This window comes from Pseudarthrobacter enclensis (genome assembly GCF_001457025.1).
Classification (GTDB): domain Bacteria; phylum Actinomycetota; class Actinomycetes; order Actinomycetales; family Micrococcaceae; genus Arthrobacter; species Arthrobacter enclensis.
Genome location: NZ_KQ758604.1, coordinates 82,262 through 105,648 on the forward strand (window position 1 = coordinate 82,262; position 23,387 = coordinate 105,648).

At 66.8% G+C, this 23,387-nt stretch carries 19 protein-coding genes, 1 tRNA gene and 1 riboswitch; of the genes, 5 read left to right on the plus strand and 15 right to left on the minus strand.

Features of this window, described 5'->3' with window-relative positions; genetic code table 11:
• Positions 1-179: 179 nt before the first annotated feature.
• Complete coding sequence (locus AS031_RS14275; RefSeq protein ID WP_058268830.1) at positions 180-1,046, minus strand: winged helix-turn-helix domain-containing protein; 867 nt, start codon at positions 1,044-1,046, stop codon at positions 180-182.
• Positions 1,047-1,616: 570 nt separating this feature from the next.
• Entirely contained in the window at positions 1,617-2,684 is a 1,068-nt protein-coding gene (locus AS031_RS19855) for a hypothetical protein (RefSeq protein WP_141688845.1), read from the minus strand.
• A gap of 262 nt (positions 2,685-2,946) precedes the next feature.
• On the opposite strand from AS031_RS19855, the gene AS031_RS14285 reads away from it, so the two are divergent.
• From AS031_RS14285 to AS031_RS14295, 3 genes are all read left to right on the plus strand, one after another.
• A complete protein-coding gene (locus tag AS031_RS14285) occupies positions 2,947-3,687 on the plus strand; it encodes a response regulator transcription factor (RefSeq protein WP_058268832.1) in 741 nt (246 codons plus the stop codon).
• A 12-nt stretch (positions 3,688-3,699) separates the two neighbouring features.
• Positions 3,700-5,175 (plus strand): sensor histidine kinase, encoded by a 1,476-nt coding sequence (locus AS031_RS14290; RefSeq protein WP_058268833.1) that lies wholly within the window; start codon positions 3,700-3,702, stop codon positions 5,173-5,175.
• 317 nt (positions 5,176-5,492) lie between these two features.
• Positions 5,493-5,648, plus strand: a riboswitch (cyclic di-AMP (ydaO/yuaA leader).
• 4 nt (positions 5,649-5,652) lie between these two features.
• Positions 5,653-6,369: an aggregation-promoting factor C-terminal-like domain-containing protein gene (locus AS031_RS14295; RefSeq protein ID WP_058268834.1), complete on the plus strand. Its 717-nt coding sequence runs from the start codon at positions 5,653-5,655 to the stop codon at positions 6,367-6,369.
• A 76-nt stretch (positions 6,370-6,445) separates the two neighbouring features.
• On the opposite strand, the gene AS031_RS14300 is transcribed toward AS031_RS14295, so the two are convergent.
• From AS031_RS14300 to AS031_RS14310, 3 genes are read right to left on the minus strand one after another with little or no spacing between them, the layout of a single operon-like run.
• A complete protein-coding gene (locus tag AS031_RS14300) occupies positions 6,446-6,814 on the minus strand; it encodes a glyoxalase superfamily protein (RefSeq protein ID WP_058268835.1) in 369 nt (122 codons plus the stop codon).
• Between the two features lie 45 nt (positions 6,815-6,859).
• Complete coding sequence (gene upp / locus AS031_RS14305; RefSeq protein ID WP_045729924.1) at positions 6,860-7,495, minus strand: uracil phosphoribosyltransferase; 636 nt, start codon at positions 7,493-7,495, stop codon at positions 6,860-6,862.
• A 12-nt stretch (positions 7,496-7,507) separates the two neighbouring features.
• Positions 7,508-8,488 (minus strand): phosphatase PAP2 family protein, encoded by a 981-nt coding sequence (locus AS031_RS14310; protein ID WP_371325992.1) that lies wholly within the window; start codon positions 8,486-8,488, stop codon positions 7,508-7,510.
• A gap of 56 nt (positions 8,489-8,544) precedes the next feature.
• Between AS031_RS14310 and tadA the strand changes: the two genes are divergently transcribed.
• Positions 8,545-9,045 (plus strand): tRNA adenosine(34) deaminase TadA, encoded by a 501-nt coding sequence (gene tadA, locus AS031_RS14315; RefSeq protein WP_058268837.1) that lies wholly within the window; start codon positions 8,545-8,547, stop codon positions 9,043-9,045.
• Positions 9,046-9,090: 45 nt separating this feature from the next.
• Here tadA and AS031_RS14320 read toward each other — a convergent pair whose 3' ends face one another.
• The 4 genes from AS031_RS14320 to AS031_RS14335 form a co-directional block, all read right to left on the minus strand.
• The gene (locus AS031_RS14320; protein ID WP_082642021.1) at positions 9,091-10,185 is read right to left on the minus strand and encodes a glycosyltransferase family 4 protein; all 1,095 of its coding nucleotides are present in this window, start codon (positions 10,183-10,185) and stop codon (positions 9,091-9,093) included.
• A gap of 3 nt (positions 10,186-10,188) precedes the next feature.
• The gene (locus AS031_RS14325; protein WP_058268838.1) at positions 10,189-10,584 is read right to left on the minus strand and encodes a 6-pyruvoyl trahydropterin synthase family protein; all 396 of its coding nucleotides are present in this window, start codon (positions 10,582-10,584) and stop codon (positions 10,189-10,191) included.
• Positions 10,585-10,666: 82 nt separating this feature from the next.
• On the minus strand, positions 10,667-11,689 hold the full coding sequence (locus AS031_RS14330; protein WP_058268839.1) for a zinc-dependent alcohol dehydrogenase: 1,023 nt from the start codon (positions 11,687-11,689) through the stop codon (positions 10,667-10,669).
• Between the two features lie 195 nt (positions 11,690-11,884).
• Complete coding sequence (locus tag AS031_RS14335; RefSeq protein ID WP_228379641.1) at positions 11,885-13,633, minus strand: HNH endonuclease signature motif containing protein; 1,749 nt, start codon at positions 13,631-13,633, stop codon at positions 11,885-11,887.
• A 131-nt stretch (positions 13,634-13,764) separates the two neighbouring features.
• Between AS031_RS14335 and AS031_RS14340 the strand changes: the two genes are divergently transcribed.
• Positions 13,765-13,854, plus strand: a tRNA-Ser gene (locus AS031_RS14340).
• Between the two features lie 180 nt (positions 13,855-14,034).
• On the opposite strand, the gene AS031_RS14345 is transcribed toward AS031_RS14340, so the two are convergent.
• From AS031_RS14345 to AS031_RS14370, 6 genes are all read right to left on the minus strand, one after another.
• Positions 14,035-16,314 carry a gluconokinase, GntK/IdnK-type gene (locus AS031_RS14345; protein WP_058268841.1) on the minus strand — a complete coding sequence of 760 codons (2,280 nt, stop codon included), beginning with the start codon at positions 16,312-16,314 and terminating at the stop codon, positions 14,035-14,037.
• A gap of 29 nt (positions 16,315-16,343) precedes the next feature.
• A complete protein-coding gene (gene manD, locus AS031_RS14350) occupies positions 16,344-17,573 on the minus strand; it encodes a D-mannonate dehydratase ManD (protein ID WP_058268842.1) in 1,230 nt (409 codons plus the stop codon).
• Between the two features lie 102 nt (positions 17,574-17,675).
• On the minus strand, positions 17,676-19,088 hold the full coding sequence (uidB, locus tag AS031_RS14355) for a glucuronide transporter (protein ID WP_058268843.1): 1,413 nt from the start codon (positions 19,086-19,088) through the stop codon (positions 17,676-17,678).
• A 244-nt stretch (positions 19,089-19,332) separates the two neighbouring features.
• Entirely contained in the window at positions 19,333-20,805 is a 1,473-nt protein-coding gene (locus AS031_RS14360) for a mannitol dehydrogenase family protein (protein ID WP_082642022.1), read from the minus strand.
• Between the two features lie 2 nt (positions 20,806-20,807).
• On the minus strand, positions 20,808-22,232 hold the full coding sequence (gene uxaC, locus AS031_RS14365) for a glucuronate isomerase (protein WP_058268844.1): 1,425 nt from the start codon (positions 22,230-22,232) through the stop codon (positions 20,808-20,810).
• 88 nt (positions 22,233-22,320) lie between these two features.
• Entirely contained in the window at positions 22,321-23,379 is a 1,059-nt protein-coding gene (locus tag AS031_RS14370; protein WP_058268845.1) for a LacI family DNA-binding transcriptional regulator, read from the minus strand.
• Between the last annotated feature and the right edge of the window lie 8 nt (positions 23,380-23,387).

Below are 23,387 nucleotides of genomic sequence, written 5' to 3' on the forward strand. Positions count from 1 at the left end.
TCAATGCTTGGCTGGGCAAAACACGACCGCAAGAAGGCGGCACATCCCGAAAGCGCCGTTGTTACAGGGCCCACGCCGCCCAGGTTCCCTGGCCGAGCTTGCGAGGCGAGGGAGGCGGTGGGGAGGAACGAGCGCAGGCGCAGAGGGATCGTGCCGCCTTCTTGCGGTGATGAGAGTTTCTAGATTGAGTATTCCGGAGCGGCCCAGACGACAACCTCGGGGTGCTCGTAGAAGCGGTAGCCCTGGCCGCGGACCGTGCGGACAGTGTTGGCCAGCCGGCCCAGCTTGGAGCGGAGGCGGCGGATGTGCACATCGATGGTGCGCTCGTTGGGGACTTCCTCAGCGTTGCGCCACAGGCCCTCGAGCAGCTCGTCGCGGCCCACGGTACGGGTGCCGTTCTCCACCAGGTAGTTCAGGAGCTCGAACTCCTTGAAGGTGAGGTTGAGGGATTCGCCGTCGAGGTGCACCTCGCGCCGGGCGAGGTCGATCAGGACGCCGGAGGGGCGGGGTTCCTGCGGCTGCTGGGGCCGCGGAGCCTCGGTGCGCTGCCGGGCATTGACGGTGGGGTCGCCGAACGTGGAACGGACGACGTCGAGCGCGGAACCGGGGGTGCCGGCCGGCGCCACGGCAACCGCGGCGTAGCTTTCGGCGCCGGTGACCAGGGACTGCGCGTAGGCACGGATCTCCTGGGCCAGCTTGGCGATGGAGGTACCTGCCGCGGCAGCGGTTTCCTCATCGATGCCCATGTAGAGCACGAATCCACGGGCGACGTTCTCGTTGGGGACGGGGCGGACGGTGTTGGGCCCAGCCACGACGGGCGTGGGTGCCGTGACCGGCGCTGGCGCCTCGGAAGGCTGGACGGCGCGGAGCTGGCCGTACGAGTTGGGGTTGTAGCCCTGCGGAGCGTAGCCCTGGGCCGGGAAGCTGCTTCCGGAGGACGGGGCAAGCGCCGGGCGGGGTCCGAAGCCCGGGCGTAGGCCGGACGGCTGGCCTGCCTTGGCGGCGTTACGGACGGAGATGTGGACGTATCCGGATGCAACTGACATGGAATGCTTACCTCAATGTGAATGGCCGCTGGCGCGGCTCGAATGCTGGGTTTCCCCGCACTGCGAACTGGGGAGGGGCGCCCGACGCTGGGCTGGGGGCGAATGCCTAAGAACTTCGATGGGGTGGTGGAAGGTCAGGCGTGCATTCGACAACAGCGCATGTCGGCAGCAGCGGATGTGCTGGGCCAATATTCTGCGGCTGCAGGTGCTGTTGAGTTCTTGTTCACATTGGAAGTGTGCAGCGTAACAATGCCAACTTGCAAGTAACAATGGACCAGATAGTCCGCATCGTGAGACGAATCCGCAAAATGTGCGACAGATCACGATTTCAGCGAAGCCAAATAATAACGTTCGTTATCCGGATTAAAGCCTTGCCGAGGGTCGATCAGCGAACTTTGTTCGGTAAAACACCCTTCCATCGAATCGCTCTGAATTTCATGCGTTTGACGTTGAATCGCCTTGTATGGGCAAGCCTCTTGTCCAGCCCCGGGCCGCGCCCTAGCTGTTTTTGGCCCCGGGCATCCGGGTGCGGACTCTCACCCTGCCCGCCCGGACAACCACGCTTCACGGTCAGTTGGTGGTGGTGCCTGACCCTTGTGCTCCGGAGGAACTGGTGGCCGGGAGCAGGATCGACTGGGCCGTCCAGGTGTCCGATTCCTTGAGGGCCGTGACCCGGACAGTCGCCCCGGAGGTGACGGCGGACAGGCCCAGGCTCGTGCCGGTGCTTCCGGCGCCCCGCTGCCGCATTTCTTGCGATACCTGGACGTCTGATGTCACGGCGTAGGTCCTGCTGAAGCCGTCATCACTTTTCACCGTCAAGGAATCGGACGAGACGCTGGTGACGGTGCCCGTCTGCGATGCCATGGTCACGTAGGACGAGTCCTGCAGGACCACGTACTCGGAATGGATGGCGGTGTTCAGGCCGCCCATGCCCATTCCCAGCCCTCCCGGTCCGGCCATGCTGCCGCCGTCCATGCCGCCGGTGGAGCCGTCGGGAGCGGCCATGCCGGGCTGGTCGCCCGGCACGAGTTGCCCGCCGGCCCCGGCCTGCCCGTCAGTTCCTCCCACTCCCGGCGTGTTGTCCGCAGCAACCGCCTGGCTGTGGCCGGCCGCGTAGGCACCGGCGCCTGCGGCCGCCGCCACCGCCACTGCAACCCCGCCGATGATGAGGCCCCTCCGGGCCGGCCGGCCCCTGCCCTCAGCTCCGCCGGACGGTCCCTCCTGCGCAGGCGCCCAGGTCGTACCCCACACCGGTGCCGGGCTGCCTGCCCGGGGAGGCTCCGCCGTCGTACCCCACTCTGACGCCGGGCTGCCTGCCCGGGGAGGCTCCGCCGTCGTACCCCACTCTGACGCCGGGCTGCCTGCCCGGGGAGGCTCCGCCGTCGTACCCCAACCGCTTCCAGGGGCGGAGCCGGCGCCTCGCCGGTCCTCCGGCGCAGTACCCTCCGTGATGCCCGGGGTTTCCCATCCGGACGGTCCATGGCCAGTGCCGCGTCCGGCGGGAAAGACCTCCCATTGGTTTGCCGCGCTGCCATGGCCCTCCGTTGCGCCGGGCCTGCCCGCCGCATCAGGCGCCGGCTGCGGCTCCCCGTTCTGTTCTGCCGGTTGCGGGACGGCCCGGTTGTTCTGCTGGTCCATGATGTGCTCCTCGGAACAGGAACCTGCCGGCTCCCTCTGCTGTTGTGCCCTCAGCGTCGGCTGGATTCCTGTGCGGGGGCTGTGCTGCGGGGCAATCTTGCCTGTGACGGACCATCCGACGCCGGGACGCCGCCCTTTGTCGGCTGCACGCGCGTGCGCAGGTTTACGGGACGCGGCACATTCAGGTGGCTAGGCTTGGGCTCACAGCTGGAACACAGCATCCGCAAAGCATTGGCTAACTGACAGATTGGAGAGTTGTGCCATGGCATCCCCGCACTCCATGACCAACAACCTTCCCCAGCTCACCCATCCGGACGGTTCTCCCATCCGCGCCCTGGTGGTTGACGACGAGCCAAGCCTGTCAGAGCTCATGAGCATGGGCCTCCGCATGGCGGGATGGTCCGTGGCCGTCGCCGCGGATGGACCCGCTGCCGTCAAGCTGGCCAAGGACTTCCACCCGGACGTCCTGGTCCTCGATGTCATGCTGCCCGGGTTCGACGGCGTGGAGCTGCTGGGACGGATCCGTGCCTTTGCCCCCGAGGTGCCTGCGCTTTTCCTCACGGCCAAGGACGACGTCCAGGACCGCATCGTGGGACTGGCCGCCGGCGGCGACGACTACGTCACCAAGCCCTTCAGCATGGAGGAAGTCCTGTTGCGGCTGCACCGCCTGGTCCAGCGGTCGGGCGTCGCCGCCATGGATACCGCCGAACTGGTGGTGGGCGACCTGACCCTCAACGTCGATACCCGCGAAGTGACCCGCGGCGGCGAAGACATCCAGCTGACCGCGACGCAGTTCGAGTTGCTGCGCTACCTGATGGAGAACCCCAAGCGGGTGATCAGCAAGGCCCAGATCCTGGACCGGGTGTGGGACTACGACTTCGGCGGCCAAGCCAACATTGTGGAACTCTATATCTCGTACCTGCGCAAGAAGATCGACGCCAACCATCCGCCCATGATCCACACCGTGCGGGGCGCAGGCTACGTCATCAAGCCTGCGGATTAGCCAGGGAACCGCATGTCTTCACTGTCCGGTGCTTCCCGGCCCACTGGCCGGTCCTTGTTCAAGCCCGCCACCTGGCATCTGCGGACCCGCCTGATCCTGCTCTCCATGGCCCTGCTGGTGGCAATTTCCGGAGCCATTGGCGTGGTCAGCTACGCCACGATGGACGTGGTCCTCACCAACCAGCTCGACGCGCAGCTGACGCAGGCCTCCCGCGGCCGTCCACCCGAGGGCAATCCCTCCGGACGTCCCGACCCGCTGGACGCACGGGGACAAAGTGTCGGCACGCTCAACGCGAGGGTGGTGAACGGGCAGATCAGCCGCGAGGCCGGCTTCCTGTCCTCCGACGCCACCCGCACCGCCCTGACCTCAAGCGACGTCGCCACCCTGCAGGACCTCCCGCACGACGGCCAACCGGTGGACCGCGCGCTGTCCAACGGTGAATACCGGCTGCTGGCCACCGAGACCCCCTACGGCGATGTGGTGATCACCGGCCTGCCGCTGGCCACGAAGCACAGCACCGAGGTCTCACTGGTGTTGACCATGATGCTGGTGTCACTGGGGGGCCTGGTGGTCATCGGCCTTGCAGGTACGGCCCTGATCCGGCGGACCATGCGGCCGCTCGAACAGCTGTCCGACGTCGCCACCAGGGTGTCGCAGCTGCCCCTCGACGCAGGCGAAGTTGCCCTGGCCGTCCGTGTCCCGGCCACCGCTGCACACCCCGGCACCGAAGTGGGCAGCGTGGGCCACGCGCTTAACCTGATGCTGGACAACGTCTCCCGCGCCCTCGAAGCCCGGCAGAGAAGCGAGACGAAGGTCCGCCAGTTCGTCGCCGACGCCTCGCACGAGCTCCGTACGCCCCTGACGGCCATCCGTGGCTACACGGAGTTGCTGCGCATGACCGAGGACTTTTCCGAGGACGGCCGCAAATCGCTGGCGCGTGTCCAGAGCCAGTCACTGCGGATGACTGCGCTGGTGGAGGACCTGCTGCTGCTGGCCCGGCTGGACGAGGGCAAGGCCATGGAGACCACCGACGTGGACCTGACGCAACTGGTGGTGGAAACCGTCAGTGACGAAAAGATCATGGCACCGGACCACACCTGGCAGCTGCGGCTGCCGGACGAGCCCATTACCGTGCGCGGCGACGCCACCCAGCTTCACCAGGTCCTGGCCAACCTGCTCTCCAACGCCCGCAAGCACACGCCGGCGGGAACCACAGTTTCCACCGGGGTGATGCGGTCCGCGGACGACAGCGTGGTGGTGACCGTAACGGACGACGGCCCGGGCATCCCTGCCGGATTCCAGGACCGGATCTTCTCCCGCTTCACCCGGGCGGACGCCTCCCGGTCGGGGCAGGAGGGTTCCTCAGGCCTGGGCCTTTCCATTGTTGAGTCCATCGTGGAAGCACACGGCGGCAGCGTCGAGTTGAACTCCCGTCCGGGCAGGACCGAGTTCGCCGTCCGCCTTCCCTCGGCCACGGCCCGTGCCTGACGCGCCACTGCCCACCCCCTGACAGGACCACCGGTGCGGCCAGCCGCGGCCGCGTCAGCCCGCGGCCGGCTCGCGCACCTCAGGACGCAGGGCATAGTTACTGCCCGCTGAGTCACGGACGGATAACATGCTGGTCAGTAAACGTCCCTGGAACCCGATGCACCCCTACACGCTTACTGGAAAAGCGGGCAACGCGACTCGCCGACCGTTATGATGTCCGTTACCTTAATGTGACTTAAGCGCCCGGCTCCTGTACCGTCGATATGGTGCGGTTCCCGTTCGGACCGCATATCCGGATGACGCCAAGCTCTGCCACTTCCCGGATTTCGCTTGAACTGAGGCAGAGGCGGGGGACCCACGTCCCGGGCAATCCGTTTGCCCTTGGGGTTAAGCCAGCACGTGTTCGATCCGTGCGGCCGGATGCCCTCATCCGAACCCGACAGCTAACTCCGCAGGTGTGTGAGAGGCGAATCAAACATGTCCAAATTCACGGTAGAACCGCGCCCAAAATCGTCAGCCAGCCACCGGGCAGGAGCTGACACGCGCAAGAAAACCTCCTTCGGCAAGCGGGCCGCAGTCCTTGCCGCGTCCGCAGCCCTGCTCGTGGGAGTGGGTGCCGCAGGCCAGGCCACCGACGCCATGTCCCGCGTCGCTGCAACCGGGTCCGCGTCCCCCTCGGCCTCGGATGCGCAAATGAGCATCGAGAAGAGCGAGATCCGTTCCAACCCGGCTGAGTCGCCGGCACCGGCGGATATCAAGGTCCAGCCGCAGGAGGCCGCACCCGCGCCGGCTCCCGCACCCGAGCCGGCACCCGCTCCTGCCCCAGCCCCCGCACCGGCTCCAGCACCCGAGCCGGCACCCGAGCCCGCACCTGCCGTCGCGGTGAACGACCCCGCAGGAGCCCAGGCCTACGCTGCCGGGCAGCTGGCAAACTACGGTTGGGCGCAGGACCAGATGCAGTGCCTCGTGACGCTCTGGACCAAGGAATCGGACTGGACCACCACCGCCACCAACGCCAGCAGCGGCGCCTACGGCATTGTCCAGTCGCTGCCCGCCGAAAAAATGGCGAGCGCCGGGCCTGACTACATGACCAACTACCGCACGCAGATCAACTGGGGCCTGAATTACATCAAGGAGCGCTACCAGTCCCCGTGCGGCGCACTGAACTTCCACTTGGGCAACAACTGGTACTAAACCGCGGTTGAACCCTCACGCGGCCGCCGCCGAACCTTACCCAGGTTCGGCGGCGGCCGTCGTTAAGCCTGGGCTGCTAGCGGCCGGGGATGTACTGCACGGCCCATCGGTTTCCGTCAGGATCCGCGAAGTATACGAAGTGGCCCCAGTCCTGGACGTCGATGTCGCTGACGTCCACGCCGTTGTTCTTCAGGTGGTCATGGGCTGCCTGAATGTCACTGACCACCATCTGCAGGTTGGATCCTGTGCCCGGAGGCGCGTCCGTGAGGCCTTCGCCGATGCAGATTGAGCACGCAGAACCTGGTGGGGTCAGCTGCACAAAGCGGATGGACTCCGACGGGCGGGCATCGAAGTCGGCATTGAAACCAACCTTGTTAACGTAGAAATCCTTGGCGCGGTCCACATCGGACACGGGGACAAAGACGAGCTCAAGTTTCCAGTCCATGCGCACAGGCTACGGCCGGGCGGCCCTGCGGGGAAGCCTTGAACCTCAGCCGGCGATGCCGTACAGGCGGTCTCCCGCATCCCCGAGGCCCGGGACGATGTACGACTTTTCGTTCAGCTTCTCGTCAATGGAGGCGAGGACGATGTGCACGTTTGCTTCGCCCAGCTCCTCTTCCAGCTTGGCCAGGCCTTCCGGGGCCGCCAGCAGGCAGATGCAGGTGACATCCGATGCGCCGCGTTTGAACAGGAACTTGATGGCCTCGCGCAGCGTTCCGCCGGTGGCCAGCATGGGGTCCAGCACGAAGACCTGGCGTCCGGTGAGGTCCTCCGGCAGGCGCTCGGCATAGGTGATGATGTCCAGCGTTTCCTCATCCCGGGCCATGCCCAGGAAGCCAACCTCGGCTGTGGGGACGAGCTTGGTCATACCCTCAAGCATTCCCAGGCCGGCGCGCAGGATGGGCACGACCAGCGGAGTGGGTTTGGTGAACGCGGTACCCACGGTGGTGCTCACCGGCGTCTGGATGGTGACGGGTTCGGTGCGGACCTCGCGGGTGGCCTCGTACGCCAGCAGCGTTACCAGTTCTTCCGTCAGCTGCCGGAACACCGGCGACGGGGTGTTCTTGTCCCGGAGAACGGTGAGCTTATGGGCGACCAGCGGGTGGTCCACAACGAGAGTGCGCATTGGTCAAAACTATCATCCGGGGACGTTGCCGCCGGTGTCCCCGGTTCGCCGCTCCGGGCCCCGGGAGCTCCCGCCCCGGTGCGCCTCGGCGTCGTGCCCTGCGCTGCTGTGGGCTGCCCTGTGGCGATCAGCGCTGTTGTGCCCTGCCCTGTCCTGATCAGCGCTGTTGTGCCCTGCCCTGTCCTGATCTGCGCTGTCCTGATCTGCGCCGCGGTGGGTGCCGCCGTCGTGGTGCATGGCATCGGCGACGACGTCCCGCACCACGGGATGCTCGAATGTGGGCGCCGGACCGGCGTGCTCCCGGCGCCGTATGAGATGGAACATCCTGTGGGCCAGGATGACGAAGCCCACCCACGCCAGGCCCAGCGTCCAGCCGGCAATGACGTCCGTTAGCCAGTGGTGGCCCAGGAAGACCCTGCTCAAGCCCATGGCAATGATGAAGACAGCGCCGGCGGTGATGGCTGTGATGCGGGCACTGAGGACCTGGAACTGCAGGCAGATGATGTACACCAGCACGCCAATCACCACGGTGGTGTTCAAGGTGTGCCCGCTGGGGAAGGACGGCGAGTCCTCATACGGCGGAACGGCATCAGCATGATCCGGCCGGGTGCGGCCCACCAGCCGCTTCCCCAGGGTGGTCGCCGTCGTGGAAACAGCGGCTGCACCGCCCACCAGCAGCAGCGGGCGCCATGACCTGCTGAGGAACGTCAGCCACGCGGTCAGGATCGTGGCGAGGATGGGCATCCCAATGCCGCCGCCAATGTTGGTGAAGCCCGTGACGAAGGCGTCCACCTCGGGGGTGCGCAGGGATTGCGAGTACTCCAGCGCCGGGATGTCCAGGCTCGCGAGCCCCTCGTCATCAACAACGTCGGAATACACCTCTGCGCCCGTCAGCGCCATGGCGACCACCAGCGTGCCGCCGATGATCATGGTCAGCCACAGCGCTGCATAGGGTTTGATCCACTTGTCCACGCGGTCCTTGACGGTACTCACGGTGCCTCCCGACATCAGTACGCAGGCTTACTATCCCCCGAAACTATCATTGAGCCATGGTCTCCGCATCGAACAGCCACGACGAGTGGATGGGCCTCGCCCTGGCGGAGGCCCATCGTGCCCTGGATACTGCCGACGTGCCGATCGGCGCGGTGGTACTTGGACCCGACGGCGCGGTGCTCGGTTCCGGTCGCAACCAGCGGGAGGAACTCGGGGACCCCACCGCCCATGCGGAGGTAGTGGCCATCCGGCAGGCCGCTGACCGGCTGCGGGAGCTGGCACAGCTCAACGGCGGCAGCGGTGACGGGTGGCGGCTCTCCGACTGCACGCTCGTGGTCACGTTGGAACCGTGCGCCATGTGTGCCGGGGCAATCGTCCTGGCGCGGATTCCCAAGGTGGTGTTCGGTGCGTGGGACGAGAAAGCCGGCGCCGCAGGTTCGGTGTTCGACATCCTCCGCGAACGCCGGCTGAACCATTGGGTGGAAGTGTACGGCGGCGTCCGCGAAGAGGAGTGCGCCGCACTGCTGCGCGGTTTCTTCGCCGCGCACCGGCCATAGCAGCGGACACGAAACTTGCGTCCCGGCTTTTCCGCGGCGGTCCCGTTAGGACGTCACCGCCAGGACGTCGAGGACGGTAGTAGCTGTGATGTCCCAGCCCGGCAGGCGTTCGCGCGCGTCAAGGGCGCAGGCTTTCCACTCTTCCCGGGTGGCGTGGTCCTCCAGCCAGCGACGAAGGGTGGCGCCGAGCACGCCGGCGTCCGCTTCGCCGCCGCGGGGCAAATCCAGCGCCGCACCCGGAAGGCGCGTCCCGCCGTCGGCATCCTGCAGCCGCGCAACGCCCAAGGCTTCCACAGCCCCGGTCCCCTGCCGGACCACCGCGGGGACGCCGTGTGCCAGCGATTCGATGACCACCATGCCAAACGCCTCTTCGCGGGAGACAAGGAGACTGAGGTCGGCCCGGCCCCACTCCGCCTCCAGCGCTGCGCCGGTCAGCTCACCGGACAGGTGCACCCGGCCGGCCGGCCCGCTGGTGCTGACGACTTCCCGGACCAGCCGGGCATACTCCGGATCTGCCTGTTCCGATCCCACCAGCGAGGCCGTCCACTCCAGGTCCTGGATACCGGCGAGGGCGGCCACGGTGAGGAGCTGGTCCTTGTTGGGCAGCAGGGCCGCGACGGCGAGGAGGTGTGGAGGCGTGGAGCCTTTTGCCGGAGCGGCACGTACGGTGCCGGGCAGGGCGACCCGGGCGTTGGGAAGCCCGCGCTCCTTGAGGACGGCGGCCGCACTGCTGCTGGTGCAGATGACACCGGACGCCGCACGCAATGCCCTCGCTTCTTTCTGCAACGCTTCCGGCCCGGAGGTTTCCGGGACGGGCATATGCACCAGGACGAAGGTTTGCCGGCCTGACTTGGTTGCGTATTCGAGCTCGTCCGGGGCGCCGACGGCGACGAGCCCGTCCACCAGCGCCACATCTGACCGCTGTCCCGGCTCGTGTTCCTGCTCCTGCTCCCAGGCTCCGAGAACTGAACCGAAGCGGCGCCGGTCCTTGGCGGACGCGTCGGGCCAGCTGCCATCCACGGGGACGGTTTCGACCTGCACGCCCAAGTCCCGGATGCCGTCAGCCACGCGGGCGTTGTAGACGTTGCCGCCCGAGCTGTGGCGGATATTGGCCGGGACCAGCAGCCGGATCAGGGACATGGATCAGGCGCGCAGGTCCAGCGAGAAGGTGGCCCAGGCGTCGGGGTTCTCGCGGAGGGTGACGTCGATTCCGTCAAGGTGGCGGCCGTCGTCGTCATTGCTGATCTTGGCCGCCACGGCCTGGGCAATGTACTGGGCCAGGGCCTCGGTGGTGCTGAGCTTGCCCTCGAAGTCGGGGTGTTCGTCCAGGTTCTTGTAATTCAGCCCGTCAAGGACCTCCTCGATGACGGTTCCGGCGGCGCCGATGTCCAGGACGATTGCGTTCTCATTCAAGGCACGACGGCGGAACGCCACCTCGGCGACGAACGTTGCGCCGTGCAGGCCCTGGGCCGGGCCGAACGCCTCGCGCGGCAGGCTGTGGGCGATCATGAAGTGGCGGCGGACGGTCAGGCTGAACATGGGTAACCTCTGGCTCTGTTTAACGGAATGGGTCTGGTGGGGTGAATCGGCGGGTCGGTGCACGTCAGGTTGGCCGGACGCCTCAGGCCGGGTTTTCCGGATGGCGGCCAGAGTCCTGCGGGTATTCGATGACGTGGCAGAGGGCTTCAAGGCTTCCATCGGACAGCCCCTGGACCACGTCCGGGAGGTCCTCGAACGCTGACTGTCCGGTGAGGAAAGCGTCAAAGACGGAGTCAGCGAGAAGTGAGACGGCCAGGTCGAGGCGGTCGGCGTTGGTCCGGCGGTGCCGGCGGGACCGGGCCACCATGCCCACTTGGCTTGCCCTGATTGAGAGGCGCCGGGCGTGGAAGTCCTCCCCCAGCGGGACGGTGACCTTCCGGTCGGCGTACCAGGACATCTCAATGACGTCACCGTCGTCGCCCACAAGCTGGAGGCTGCGTTCGAGGCCTTCCTGGGATGCGGAGCAGTGGATCACGATGTCGCAGTCGTCAAGGGCGTCCTCGGGGCTCGTGAAGTCGACGCCGATGGTGTCCGCCAGCTTCTTCCGCCCTGGATCAATGTCAACGAGTTGTAGGCGTTGAAGCGGGAAGGTGCGCAACAGGGCGGCCACCATCCCGCCCACCAGGCCGGCCCCTACGACGGCGACGCGGTCCCCCAGTTTCGGTTCGGCCTCCCACAGGGCATTGACGGCCGTTTCCACCGTTCCCGTAAGCACGGCTCGCTGTGACGGGACGCCGTCAGGGATCCGTGTGAGGGCGGCCACCGGAACGACGTACCGGTCCTGGTGTGGGCTGAGGCAGAAAACGCGCTGCCCCTTCCACTCGTCCGGGCCTTCCTCCACGACGCCGACTGACAGGTAGCCGAACTTTACCGGGCCGGGAAAATCACCTTCCTGGTGCGGGGCGCGCATCTCATCAGCAACCCGGGGTGGAACCGCGCCCCGGTGGACGACCATCTCGGTGCCCCGGCTGATACCGGAGTACAGTGCACGGACCACGGCCTCCCCCGGCTCTGGAGCCGGCAAGTCCTCGGACCGGAGTTCGCCTTGTTCTTTCGCGGTAGTCCAGTAGGCGGTGGCGCGGTGCGGCATTTCTGAATTAGTCATCTTGCTGTCGAATCTAGCGGGGCGCGCGTTCGGGAGGAAGGTCCGACGGCGGGTGTCGCCATTTCAGCAGCGGCACGTGTGCGGGTGAAGGGCAACCTGAAGGGTTCTGCTGGGGCTGGTTCAACGTGCTGGCTTCCGACGTCGGAGCGGAAACCTGGGCAGCAACAGATGTCCTACAGCCTTCAGCCCGGGCGGTCATGTGAGCGCGAGATCATGAAGCCAGTGGTCCTTCTGCGGATCAGAGGGCAGCTCGAAGGGTCCCGCGTAGAAGGCCTCCCAGAGGGGATTATCCGGGGAGACGTCGTCGGGGACAATACGGTTCCCGCAAGCGAATTCTTCGTCCAGCAATTCGTCATCCGGTGGGTCAGCAAGGAGGTAGTCGGGGCAGACCGCCTCTCCGGCCAGAATCCTCTGTTCCAGGGAGCCTGTCATGTGCAGCGCGTCAGGGAGTCCGGGTGGCCAGTGTGGTGGTTGTGGGTCGGGGTGTTGGGCTGGGTAGTGGCGGCCTGTGGGCGAGGTCCAGCCGGGTGGTTCAGTTTCGGTGGCGGGTGTGGGGGTCCAGCCGCTGTTGTGCTTGAGCCGATGGTGCTTGGGGCAGAGTTGTGCCAGGTTGCTCACGCCTGTTGTTCCGGCGTGTTGCCAGGCGGTGAGGTGGTCCGTCTCGTTGTCCAGGGTGGGGTTGGTGCAGCCGGGGAAGGTGCAGTGTCCGTCGCGCATCCTGATCCAGCGTTTCATTGCTTCGGTGAGTCGGTAGCTGGTCCGGCCGATCTCGAGCGGTGCACCGTTGCGGGGGTCAACAAGGACCCGGTAGAACGAGCTGGCCCCGTTGGCGACGAGTTTCCGGGCCATGGCGGCGGGGATGGGCCCGTATCCGTCCAGGTCGGCTGGCTCGTCGGTGCTGCCCAGCAGTGTGAATATCGGGATGGTGACCAGGACGTCGGCCTTGGGGGCGGGGATCTTGCTGAGGTCAACGGCATAAGGGTCGGTGCCCTGGATGCCTGTGCCGTGCGTGCCGGTGCCGTGCGTGCCGGTGCCGTGGGAGCCGGCTGTGTTGCCTGGTTGTTGGCCGTCGTCGTGCCGGTCCGGGGCCGCGGTACCGGTGTGGGCGCCGAGCAGGAGCGCTGCGGCGACGTCCGGGCGAAGCTGGCTGAGGGTGCGGGTCTCGTCGGGTGCCTGGAGGCCGCGGGCGATGGCAGTGGTCTTGTTCCAGATGGCGCAGGCGGTGTCCCCGGGCAGGTGAAGGTTAATCCATGCCATCCCGTCGGCGTCCGGCCGGTATTCCATCCGCCGGTCCGCCACACACCTGATGTGCCGTTCCTGGACGGAGGCGGGGTAGGTGCGTTCGCGCCAGGTCCTGACTTTCCGGCGGAACAGGGACGGGACGAGGTCCCCGGGCTCCGACCCCCGGGCACGGTGGGGTGCGTCCGGGTCGAAGAAATGCGCCACCAACGCCGCAGCACCCTCCGGGGCAAGGCAGTCCGCTTCGTCGGCCACGATCACCGCGTGCCGCCAGGACATCGACCCCGCCGCCAGCGCACCCGCGACCGCTGGCATCGCGCAGACTTTCCGGGACTGGCTGATGAACGCTGCCGCGGCAGCGTCCGGGACAGTGAGGACCCCGGCGACCTCCGCCGTTGTGGACATCTCCACGAACGCCCGCTCCGACCCGGTGGCCTCCGGCGGCGTCATCGCTTCCTGGAACTCCGCGAACTCCGCGGCGTCCCGTGACTTCCCTGCGGCGATCTGGGCCTCCAAGCGGGCCCATACCGCCAGCCGCTCCAACCGAAGCTCCGACTTCCGCTCCAAAACATCGACCGCTTCGCAGTCCACGGCCTGAGGGTCAGCCCGGTCCAGGCCCTCGTCCGTCAGGAAAAGTGCGCCAAGGGCGGCGACCGAGGTCCGAAGACCCTCCATCGCTGCTGCTCCAACGCCCGAGCTTCCCATACAGGCATCCTCGCGCGAGGGTCTGACATTCAGAGTGAGCCTCTTTGGACCGTCGAGTACGTCCCTCTCCAAGAGAGTGCCAAGGCGTCGTTTTGGGGATGTGCGTCTTGCTCCGGTACCCTATTCAGGTTGGTGACGTGTCCGAGCGGCCGAAGGTGCAACACTCGAAATGTTGTTTGGTGTAAAAGCCAACGTGGGTTCAAATCCCACCGTCACCGCCAATGCAGAAGGCGTCTGGACCGCTGATAAAACAGCGAACCAGGCGCCTTCGCTTTTGTCCCACATTTCCTCAAGGGACCCTGCAACTGGACCTGCGGGTGCCAAGGCCTCCCGCCCGGGGAAGGCAAAAGCGCCGGACGCAGGGGATCTCCCCGCGCCCGGCGCCCTGAGCCCGGCGGCTGTTACAGCCGGGTGTCGAAGGAATCGCAGAACACGTTCTCGTTGAACGTGCCCTGGAATTCAGACTTGCCCTGGATCTTCGCCACGGCAGCCCGGATGGCCTCGCGTGAGCCGGCGTGCGCGTGGATGGCGGTCTTCACCATCGGCACGTCAATCAGGTGGTTCGGCTGGTTCAAGGAGACGAAGACGGTCGGTACTTCCGTGGCGTACCAGGGGATCTCTGCGGCCATCGGTGAGGACCACTTGATCCTGATGGCTGCCTCCTGCGCGAAGCCCTTGACGTTGGCGAACACGAACGCGGCGTCATACCGGTCCGCGTAGTCCGCGGTGGCCTCTTCAGCCAGGACGGACATGAAGTTCACTCCTGTCTCCCCCGCGGCCTCGCGCTGCTCGGCTGTCCGGAACACAGACACCTCGAAGCCCGCGGCAACAAGCTCTTCCTTCACCGTGTCCAGGTAGGCCAGCGGATCAGCCCGGGTGAAGTCCGCCCCGCCGGAGATGCCGTAGAGCCGGATCCGCGGATGCGTTTCGGGCGTGATGGGCAGGTTCCCGGCGGTGTCCTTGACCAGGGTGACGGTCTTGTCCGCCACCTCTGCGGCAATGGCACGGTGTGCTTCGGAACCAATGACGGACAGCGCATCGGCCGGCGGGACAAGCTCGTCCAGGGACTTCCGGTGCAGCCCCAGCGACGCCTTCAGCCCGAGGATCCTCCGCAGGGCGTCATGCAGCCGCTGCTCGGTAATGACGCCCGACTTGTAGCCGTCCAGCATGAACTGGAAGTCCTCGGCCGGATTGCGGCAGAACAGGAACATGTCACAGCCGGCCGCAATGGTTGCCGGCACCAGGTCCTTGCGCTTCTGCGCCTGCGTGAGTCCCACCATCAGGGAAGCATCGGTGAGCACCAGGCCGTTGAAGCCCAACTCGCCGCGCAGCAGGTCCTGGAGAAGTTCCGGCGCCAGCGTCGCAGGCAGAATGTCGGCGTCGGACAGGCCCGGACGGAAGTGCCGGGACACCTCCGGTGCACCGATGTGGCCCACCATGATGGACTGCACGCCGTGCCCGATCATTTCGCGGTACACATGCCCGTACGTCCGGTCCCACTCCTCGTAGGAGAACGTGTTGTAGGACGTGACCACGTGCTGGTCGCGCTCGTCAACGCCGTCACCCGGGAAGTGCTTCATGGCGCAGACGGTGGGCGACTCGCTGATGCCGTCAAAGTACTCCTTGGCGCGCTCCACCACGATCTCCGGGGTGTTGCCGAACGAGCGGGTGGAGATCACCGTGTTACGCCAGTTGTAGTGGATGTCCACGATCGGCGCGAACGCCCAGTTGCACCCCAGGGCCGCAGTCTCGACGCCGGCCACCTGCCCCATCTGCCGCGCAATGTTCTTGTCCGGGTGGGAGCCGGCCTGCAGGTGCGTGGAGACAAACGTGCCGTCGTCGCAGCTGCCCGCCCCGCCCATTTCCGGGTTGGAGGCGATCAGCAGCGGGACGCGGGACTTCGACTGTGCGTACCGGATGTGCTCCTGCACCGCGGCGGACGGACCAGGCCGGTAGCGCATGCCGCCCACGTGGTAGTTCTCCAGCACGTCGTCGAGGTATTCGGGCGAGTAGCCGTTGTTGTGGTTGATGAACAGCTGCCCGATCTTTTCCTTGAGCGTCATGGCGCTGATGGTTTCTTCCACCCAGGTCACCGCGCCGTCGTCGAGATTGTACGGAGCGGCGGAAAGGTCGACGTCGAACTGCCGCGGGCGGGTGCCCGCGGCACCTTCGGCCGAGGGTACGACGGCGGCAATATTGGCCAGTGCCGACGCCACCACTTCGTCCACGGGCGCGGCGATGTCGACGACGAACCCGGCTTCGTCGGCTTCGAGCGGTTCCAGCGTGGCGAGTTGGGAGTCCAGCAGGGCGGGCGGCATGAAGTGCCCGGTCCGCCCTTCGGTGCGGGCCTTGAGGACGTCCTTGGTTCCGTGCAGGTGCAGGAAGACGGTGTCCGGCGCCTGCGCCCGGATGGCGTCGCGGTAGCTGCGGCGAAGGGCCGAGCAGGCCAGGACCAGTCCCCCGTTTCCGGCGTTGGCCAGCTCGGAACCGACGGTGGCGAGCCAGGGCCAGCGGTCCTCGTCCGTCAGCGGGGTCCCGGCCGCCATCTTGGCGACGTTCTCCACCGGGTGGAGGGAGTCGCCGTCGACGAACGGGACGCCCAGTTCGCGGGCCACGAGGTCACCGATGGTGGTCTTTCCGCAACCGGAAACGCCCATGACAACGATGCGGTGCTTGGTCATTGCTGCTGCCTTACCTGTGGTGCCTGCGCTCACCAGTCGTGCACCGTGCCGTCCACGAGGCGGTTGTAGGGCAGGTAGGCCTGCTGGTACGGGAAGGCCGCGGCGGCTTCCTCGTTGAACTCCACGCCGATGCCGGGTTCGTCGCCGGGGTGCAGGTAGCCGTCCTTGAAGGTCATGGTCTGGTGGAAGACCTCGTTGGTCTTGTCCGAGTGCTGCATGTATTCCTGGATGCCGTAGTTGTGGATGGCCAGGCCCACGTGCAGCTGGGCGGCGAAGCCCACCGGGGAAATATCGGTGGGGCCGTGGAAGCCGGACTTGATCTGGTACTGCGCGGCGAAATCCATGACCTTCTTCAGCGGGGAGATACCGCCGAAGTGGGTGGACGCTGCGCGGACATAATCGATCAGCTGTTCCTTGATGATGGTCTGGTAGTCGTACACGGTGTTGAAGATTTCCCCGATGGCCAGCGGCGTGGTGGTGTGCTGCCGGACCAGGCGCAGGGCCTCCTGGTTCTCGGCCGGGGTGCAGTCCTCGAGCCAGAACAGGTCGTAGGGTTCCAGCGCCTTGCCGAGCTTCGCGGCCTGGATGGGCGTCATGCGGTGGTGCCCGTCGTGCAGCAGCGGGATTTCCGGGCCGAACTCATTCCGGACGGCCTCGAAGACGGTGGGCAGGTGCCGCAGGTAGGCGCGGGTGTCCCAGTCCTCCTCCACGGGGAACGCGCCGCGGCCAGCAGGCTCGTAGTCATACCGCTCCCCCGAGGCCTGGGCCTGGGCGGCCACACCGTAGACGGCCTTGATGCCGGGGACGGCGGTCTGGATCCGGATGGACTTGTACCCGAGTTCCAGGTGCTCCCGCACCGAATCGAACAGCGAGGGGATGTCCGAGCCGGAGGCATGGCCGTAGGCACGCAGCCCGTTGCGGGACGCTCCGCCCAGCAGCTGGTACACCGGCATCCCGGCCAGCTTGCCCTTGATATCCCACAAAGCCATGTCGACGGCGGCGATGGCCGCCATGGTCACGGGGCCGCGGCGCCAGTAGGAGGAGCGGTACAGGAACTGCCAGGTGTCCTCGATCCGGTGCGGGTCCTTGCCGATCAGCAGCTGGGCGACATGTTCCTTCAGGTAGGCGGCGACGGCGAGTTCACGGCCGTTGAGGGTGGCATCGCCGATGCCGGTCACACCGTCCTCGGTGGTAATCCGGAGCGTCACGAAGTTCCGGGAGGGACTGGTCACGAAGACGTCGGCGGCAATGATTTTCACAGCGGGTCCTTTCGGGCGGGGCCGGGAGGGTTGGTCAGTGGAGGGCGGTTCTGGTGCAGGTAGTTCGTGGCGGTTCGGGTGTGTCGAAGCGAGGTTTGGCTGTCAGTTGGCGGCAGCAGGCCTGACTGCCAGTGGTTCACCGGCTCCGTCCTGCGCTGCGCCGGCAGCGGCTGCGGCAGCTTCGCCTTCAGCACGGCGGGCGCGGATATCGGCAAGGATCCGGGCGTGCAGGGCGTCGGTGAGGTTGTACTTGGTCATGACCAGGAGAGCCAGGAGTGCAAGGGCGGCCGGGATCGCGCCGGCGGCAACCTGGATGCCAAAGACGGCGTCGGCCGTCTGGGCTGCCCCTGACTTGTAGCCGCCCAGGGCCAGGGCGTAGGCGGCCAGTGCGCCACCCACGGCCTGGCCGGTCTTGCGGGTGAAGGAGAAGAGCGCGTAGGTGATGCCCTCGGTGCGGACACCGGTTTTCCATTCGCCGTATTCGACGGTGTCGGCCTCGAGTGCCCAGACGACGATGCTGACGGCCATGACACCCACCAGGCTGATGAGCAGGCCACCGAAGCCGATCCACGTCTGGCTGGCCGGGGTGAGGAAGACGATGACGCCGCCCACCACCGTGACCACCGAGGCGTAGACGTAGACGTTTTTCTTCCCGACTGCCCTGACGAGGCGCGGCATGATGGCTGCCAGCACGAAGGTCAGCACCAGCTGGATGACGGACAGCACCGGGTACAGGTCCAGCCGGCCCAGCACGTCCCGGAGGTAGTAGAGCTGGACCGAGGTCAGGGCCAGGTATCCGGAGAGGAAGAGAAAGGAGCTCAGGCACAGCATCATCAGCGGTTTGTTGCCCTTGAGGGTGTCGATGCTCTGCCTAAGGGTGACGTTGGGGACGGCCCGGTGGACCTGCTCCTTGGCGGTGAAAACCGTGAAGAAGTAGAGGGCCGCGCCGATCACCACAAATGCCAGGGTGATGCCGGTGAACGTGGCCTGCAGGTCCGCGCCCGGCTTGATCAGCGGGGCAACGAAGATACCCAGGGACGAGCCCACCAGGGCCGCTCCGATCATCCGGGCCGAACCGAGCTTGGCACGCTCTCCGGGATCCTGGGTCATGGCACCGGCAAGGGATCCGTAGGGAATGTTCACCAGGCTGTAGGCCAGGCCCAGCGCGGCATAGGTGACGTAGGCGTAGAGGAGGGTTCCGGTCTCGCCGATCTGCGGCACCGAGAACGTCGCAACGCTGAGCAGGAGCAGCGGGATGGAACCGAACATGATGAACGGGCGGAACTTGCCAAAGCGCTTGCTGAAGGTGCGGTCCACCACCCGTCCGGCCACCACGTCGGCGAATGCGTCAAAGATCCTGACGGCCAGGAGCAGGGTTCCGGCGGCGGCCGCGGAGATTCCGGCAACATCGGTGTAGTAGACCAGCAGGAACATGGTGGCGGTGGTGAATGCGAGGTTGTTGGCTGCGTCGCCGGCGCCATAGCCGATGATGCTGAGCCTGTTCAGCTTCTTCACGATGGGCTCCTTTACCCACTGCCGCGAGGCAGCACTTCGATTGAGTCTGGTTGTAATCCTAGTCACGTGGCAAGAAAATGGCAAGCGGTTGCCATTTTGTTTTGCGCAGCAGGATTTTGCTGTGCGCCCGTGGTGCCGCGAACGCCTGTGTGCCGGGGCCACGGCCGGCGCCGGACCATAAAAAACTGCCCGGAAGCACAGGGCTCCCGGGCAGTTGGTGCACCGGTTGGGGCGCAGACCCGTTCTACGCCTGCGCCTCCTGGCGGACAAATCCTGCGGCGAGCGTTGCCACAAGCTCCACAGTCCCGCCGTCCTGCGAAAGCGGTTCGTTCAACAGCGCAACCAGGGCCCGCACACGGTCCGGTCCGGGAAGCGCGCACGCGGCGGCTATGTCACCGGCGAGCGGGTCCTGGATGGCCTGGCCCTCCTGTGTAGCCGCCCCGCAGAAGGCGACCCACGCCGCGATCATGCCGGCTGCCCCCTCCCCGGTCCGCCCGGCTTCCCGCTCTGCCGCCAGGACGGGGACCGCACGCATCCGCAGCTTGGTGCTGCCATCCATGGCGATCTGCGTGAGGTGGTGGGCAATCCGGGCGTTGCGGAAGCGTGCCAGGAGCTGCACCCGGTAGGCCGGGATCTGCAGGTCCGCGCCGTCTGCAGCAGCACCCGAGAGGTTGGCTTCGGCCTCGTCCCAGAAACGCTCGACGGCGGCAAGGCACGCCGGGTCCGCCAGCGCCTCGGCAACCGTCGTGTGACCGCGCAGTTGCCCCAAGTAGGCCAGCAGCGAATGGGCGCCGTTCAGCAGCCACAGCTTGCGGTTCTCGTAGGGTTCAATGTCGTCGACGAAGACGGCGCCGGCGTCCTCCCAGCGCGGCCGCCCCGCAGGGAAGTCCCCACTCAGGACCCAGTTACGGAACGGTTCGGCCACCACCGGGGAGTTGTCCCGGTAGCCGCACGCAGCCGTCACAGCCTCGACATCAGCATCGGTGGTCCGCGGGGTGATGCGGTCCACGGAGGTGCTGACGAAGCTGACGTTCGCGTCGATCCACGCGGCGAGCCGCGGGTCCCAGGCTTCGGCCATGCCCACCACGGCGTTGCGTGCCACGGTGCCATTGTGGGAGAGGTTGTCACAGCAGACGACGGCGAGTGGTCCGGCGCCCGCGGCCTGGCGGGCAGCCAGGGCATTGACCAGCCGGCCCACCGGAGTGGTGGGCATGCCGTCCGGGCCGGCCTTCAGCTGCTGGAGGTCGTCCGCAACGCCCGGGTCCTTTGGGTCGAGCCGGCCGTCGGCCCGGAGTCCGTAGGCGGCCTCCGTGATGGTCAACGTCACCACCGCGGTACCGGGGGCCGCAATCAGCCCGGCGAGCCGGCCTATATCGGCGCCATCCACGGCTTCGACAATGCTGCCGACCACTTCAAAGGTGTCGCCCTCATCGCCGCGCTCCACCACCGTGTACAGGCCGTCCTGTCCGGACAGGGATGCGGCGGCGTCGGGCCGGCGGCCGGTGAAGGCCGCGATCCCCCAGTCCGGGGCGTCACCGGCATGCTGGGTGTACCAGGCCTGGTGTGAGCGGTGGAAGGCACCCAGCCCCAGGTGCACGATCCGCACCGGCGCCTTCGGCACCGGGCGGACCGTGCGGGACAGTTGGGGAACGGAAGGTGAGGCTTTCCCGGGAAGGAGGGCGCCGGCGTCGGACGTTCCGGGAGCAGTCTTTTCCATGGTCACAGCTTGAAGACCCTTCGCGGGGAGGCATCCACGATGTCAAGGATCAGCTCGTGCGCGCGGTCCTCGCTGACCCGGTGCTCGGCGACCAGGCGGGCCAGGAAAGAGGCCTCGATCCGGCGGGAGGCATCATGCCGGGCGGGGATGGAGCAGAAGGCACGGGTGTCGTCGATGAAGCCGGACGAGCGGGAGAACCCTGCGGTCTCGGTGACGGCGGAGCGGAAGCGGAGCATCGCGTCCGGTGCATCCAGGAACCACCAGGGGGCGCCCAGGAAGACGGAGGGGTAGAACCCGGCCAGCGGCGCGAGTTCGCGGGAGAAGACCGTCTCATCCATGGTGAAAAGGACCAGGTGGAAGTCCTTGGCCGTGCCGAAGTCCTCCAGCAGCGGACGGACGGCTTCGGTGTAGTCGATGGCGAACGGGATGTCATGGCCGCTGTCCGCGCCGTAGGTGTTGAAGGTGGGTTCGTGGTGGTTGCGGAAGGACCCGGGATGGATGGTCATCACCAGGCCGTCCTCGACGGACATCCGGGCCATCTGGTACATCATGTGCGCCTCGAAGTCCTCGCGGTCCTGGGCAGTGGCCTTGCCGGACCGGGCTGCGTCGAAGAGGCGGGACGCTTCGGCGTCCGTGAGCTTGAGGGTGCGCGGCGTGCGGACACCGTGGTCCGCCGAGACGGCGCCGTTGTCCACGAAGTAGCGGCGGCGGTTTTCAAGGGCGGTGATGTACCCCGCGTAGCCGGTGCCGCCGTCCCCCGCCGCGGTGATCAGGCGGTCCACGTTGTCCCGCCACTGCGGGTGGGCGATGTTCAGGTACTGGTCCGGACGGAACGTGGGCAGGACGCGGCCGTGGAAGGACGGGTCCGCGGCGATGGCCTGGTGGCTGGACAGGCTGTCCAGCGGATCATCGGTGGTGGCCAGCACCTCGATGTTGAAGTCCTTGAAGAGCTCGCGCGGTCGGAAGCCGGGTTCCTGCAGGCGGGCGGAGATGGCGTCGTAGCTGGCATCGGGGTTCCCGGCGTCCGGCTCTTCCTGCAGGCCGAAAACGCTCTGGAACTGGGTGCGCAGCCAATATCCGGAGGCGGTGCCCTCGAACAGGGGCCAGGCCTTGCAGAACTCCCGCCAAACAGTCCGCGCGTCCGGCACGGCCCGGGGATCACCGTGAGCGCCGGTCTGGGGTCGCAGCAGGTCGTGGTCCACGCCGCTGGCATGAATCAGGCGGGTGACGTAATGGTCCGGGCTGACCAGCAGCGCTGCCGGGTCCGGAAAGGGAGTGTTGTGCTCGATGACAGCGGCGTCAACGTGGCCGTGGGGCGAAATGATGGGCAGGTCCTGGACGCGGGCCAGCAGGTCGCGGGCGATGCTCCGCGTTCCGGGGTCAGCGGGCAGAAGCCGGTCGGGGTGGGAAGCAATCGACTGTGACATACGTCAATGATCCGTTTGGCAACCTTCCTTTGTCAACCGGTTGCCAAAAATTGCCATTTGGTTGGCGTTCCGCACGCCGGCTGACGTGTCAGCTGGCCAGGAGCCTTCCGCTGGAGCCGCGCAGGACCAGTTCGGTCTCTACCTGCAGGGCGGGTACTGCTTCCCCTCCGCCGTGCAGCAGGTCCAGGAGCAGCGTGGCAGCCTCCGTGCCGCAGTCGGTCATGGGCGACCGGATAGTGGTCAGCGCCGGGGTGGTGAAGTCCGCACCGAAGATGTCGTCGAAGCCCACGATGCTGATCTGGTCCGGGACCTGCATGCCGGCGGCCTGGAGCTCCTGCATCAGGCCGATGGCCAGGAGGTCGTTGTACGTCATTACTGCCGTGGCACCGCTGGCGACGACGTCGCGCGCAACCTGCCGGCCGCCGTCGACCGTTGGCTTGGTGGACGGGAGCTGAACGCACTCCAGGTGGGACCACTCGCACGCCGCCTTCACGCCCTCCCAACGGCGCGCGGTCATCCAGGACTGTGGCGGCCCGGCGACGTAGGCAATCTTCCGGTGGCCGTTGGCGGCCAGGTTCCGGACGGCCTCACCGATGCCCTTATTGACGTCCGGCACCACAGACGGCACTCCCTCGACCTGGCGGTTGATCACCACTACCGGCTTTTCCCTGGCCAGTTCGAGGATCCTGGTGTCCTCCATCCGCGGGCTGGCAAGGATGATCCCGTCCACGGTGGCCAGCATGCGCCGCGCGGCCGTCAGTTCGGTATCCGGGGATTCCGCGGACTCGGCCAGCATCATGGTGTAGTCGCGCGCCGTGGCAGTGGCTTCAGCGCCGCGGATGATGCCGAAGAACGTGGGGTTGGTGATGTCCGCGACGATGAGCGCCAGCGTGTTGGTCCTGCCCGTGGGAAGTGCGCGGGCAAAGGGGTTGACCCGGTACTCCAGCTGGGCTGCGGCGTCCTCGATCAACTTCTGCGTCTTGGCGCTGACCCGGCCGGGCTTGCTGAGCGCCCGGGAAACCGTGGACGGATTCACGCCGGCAAGCTTGGCGATGTCGTAGATGGTGGGGCTCGATTTTCCGCCCCGGGCCGGCTTGGGCGCGTCGGCGGGCGGCTCGGAAAGGTCCTGCGTCCTGGGTTCGCTCACTGCCCCAT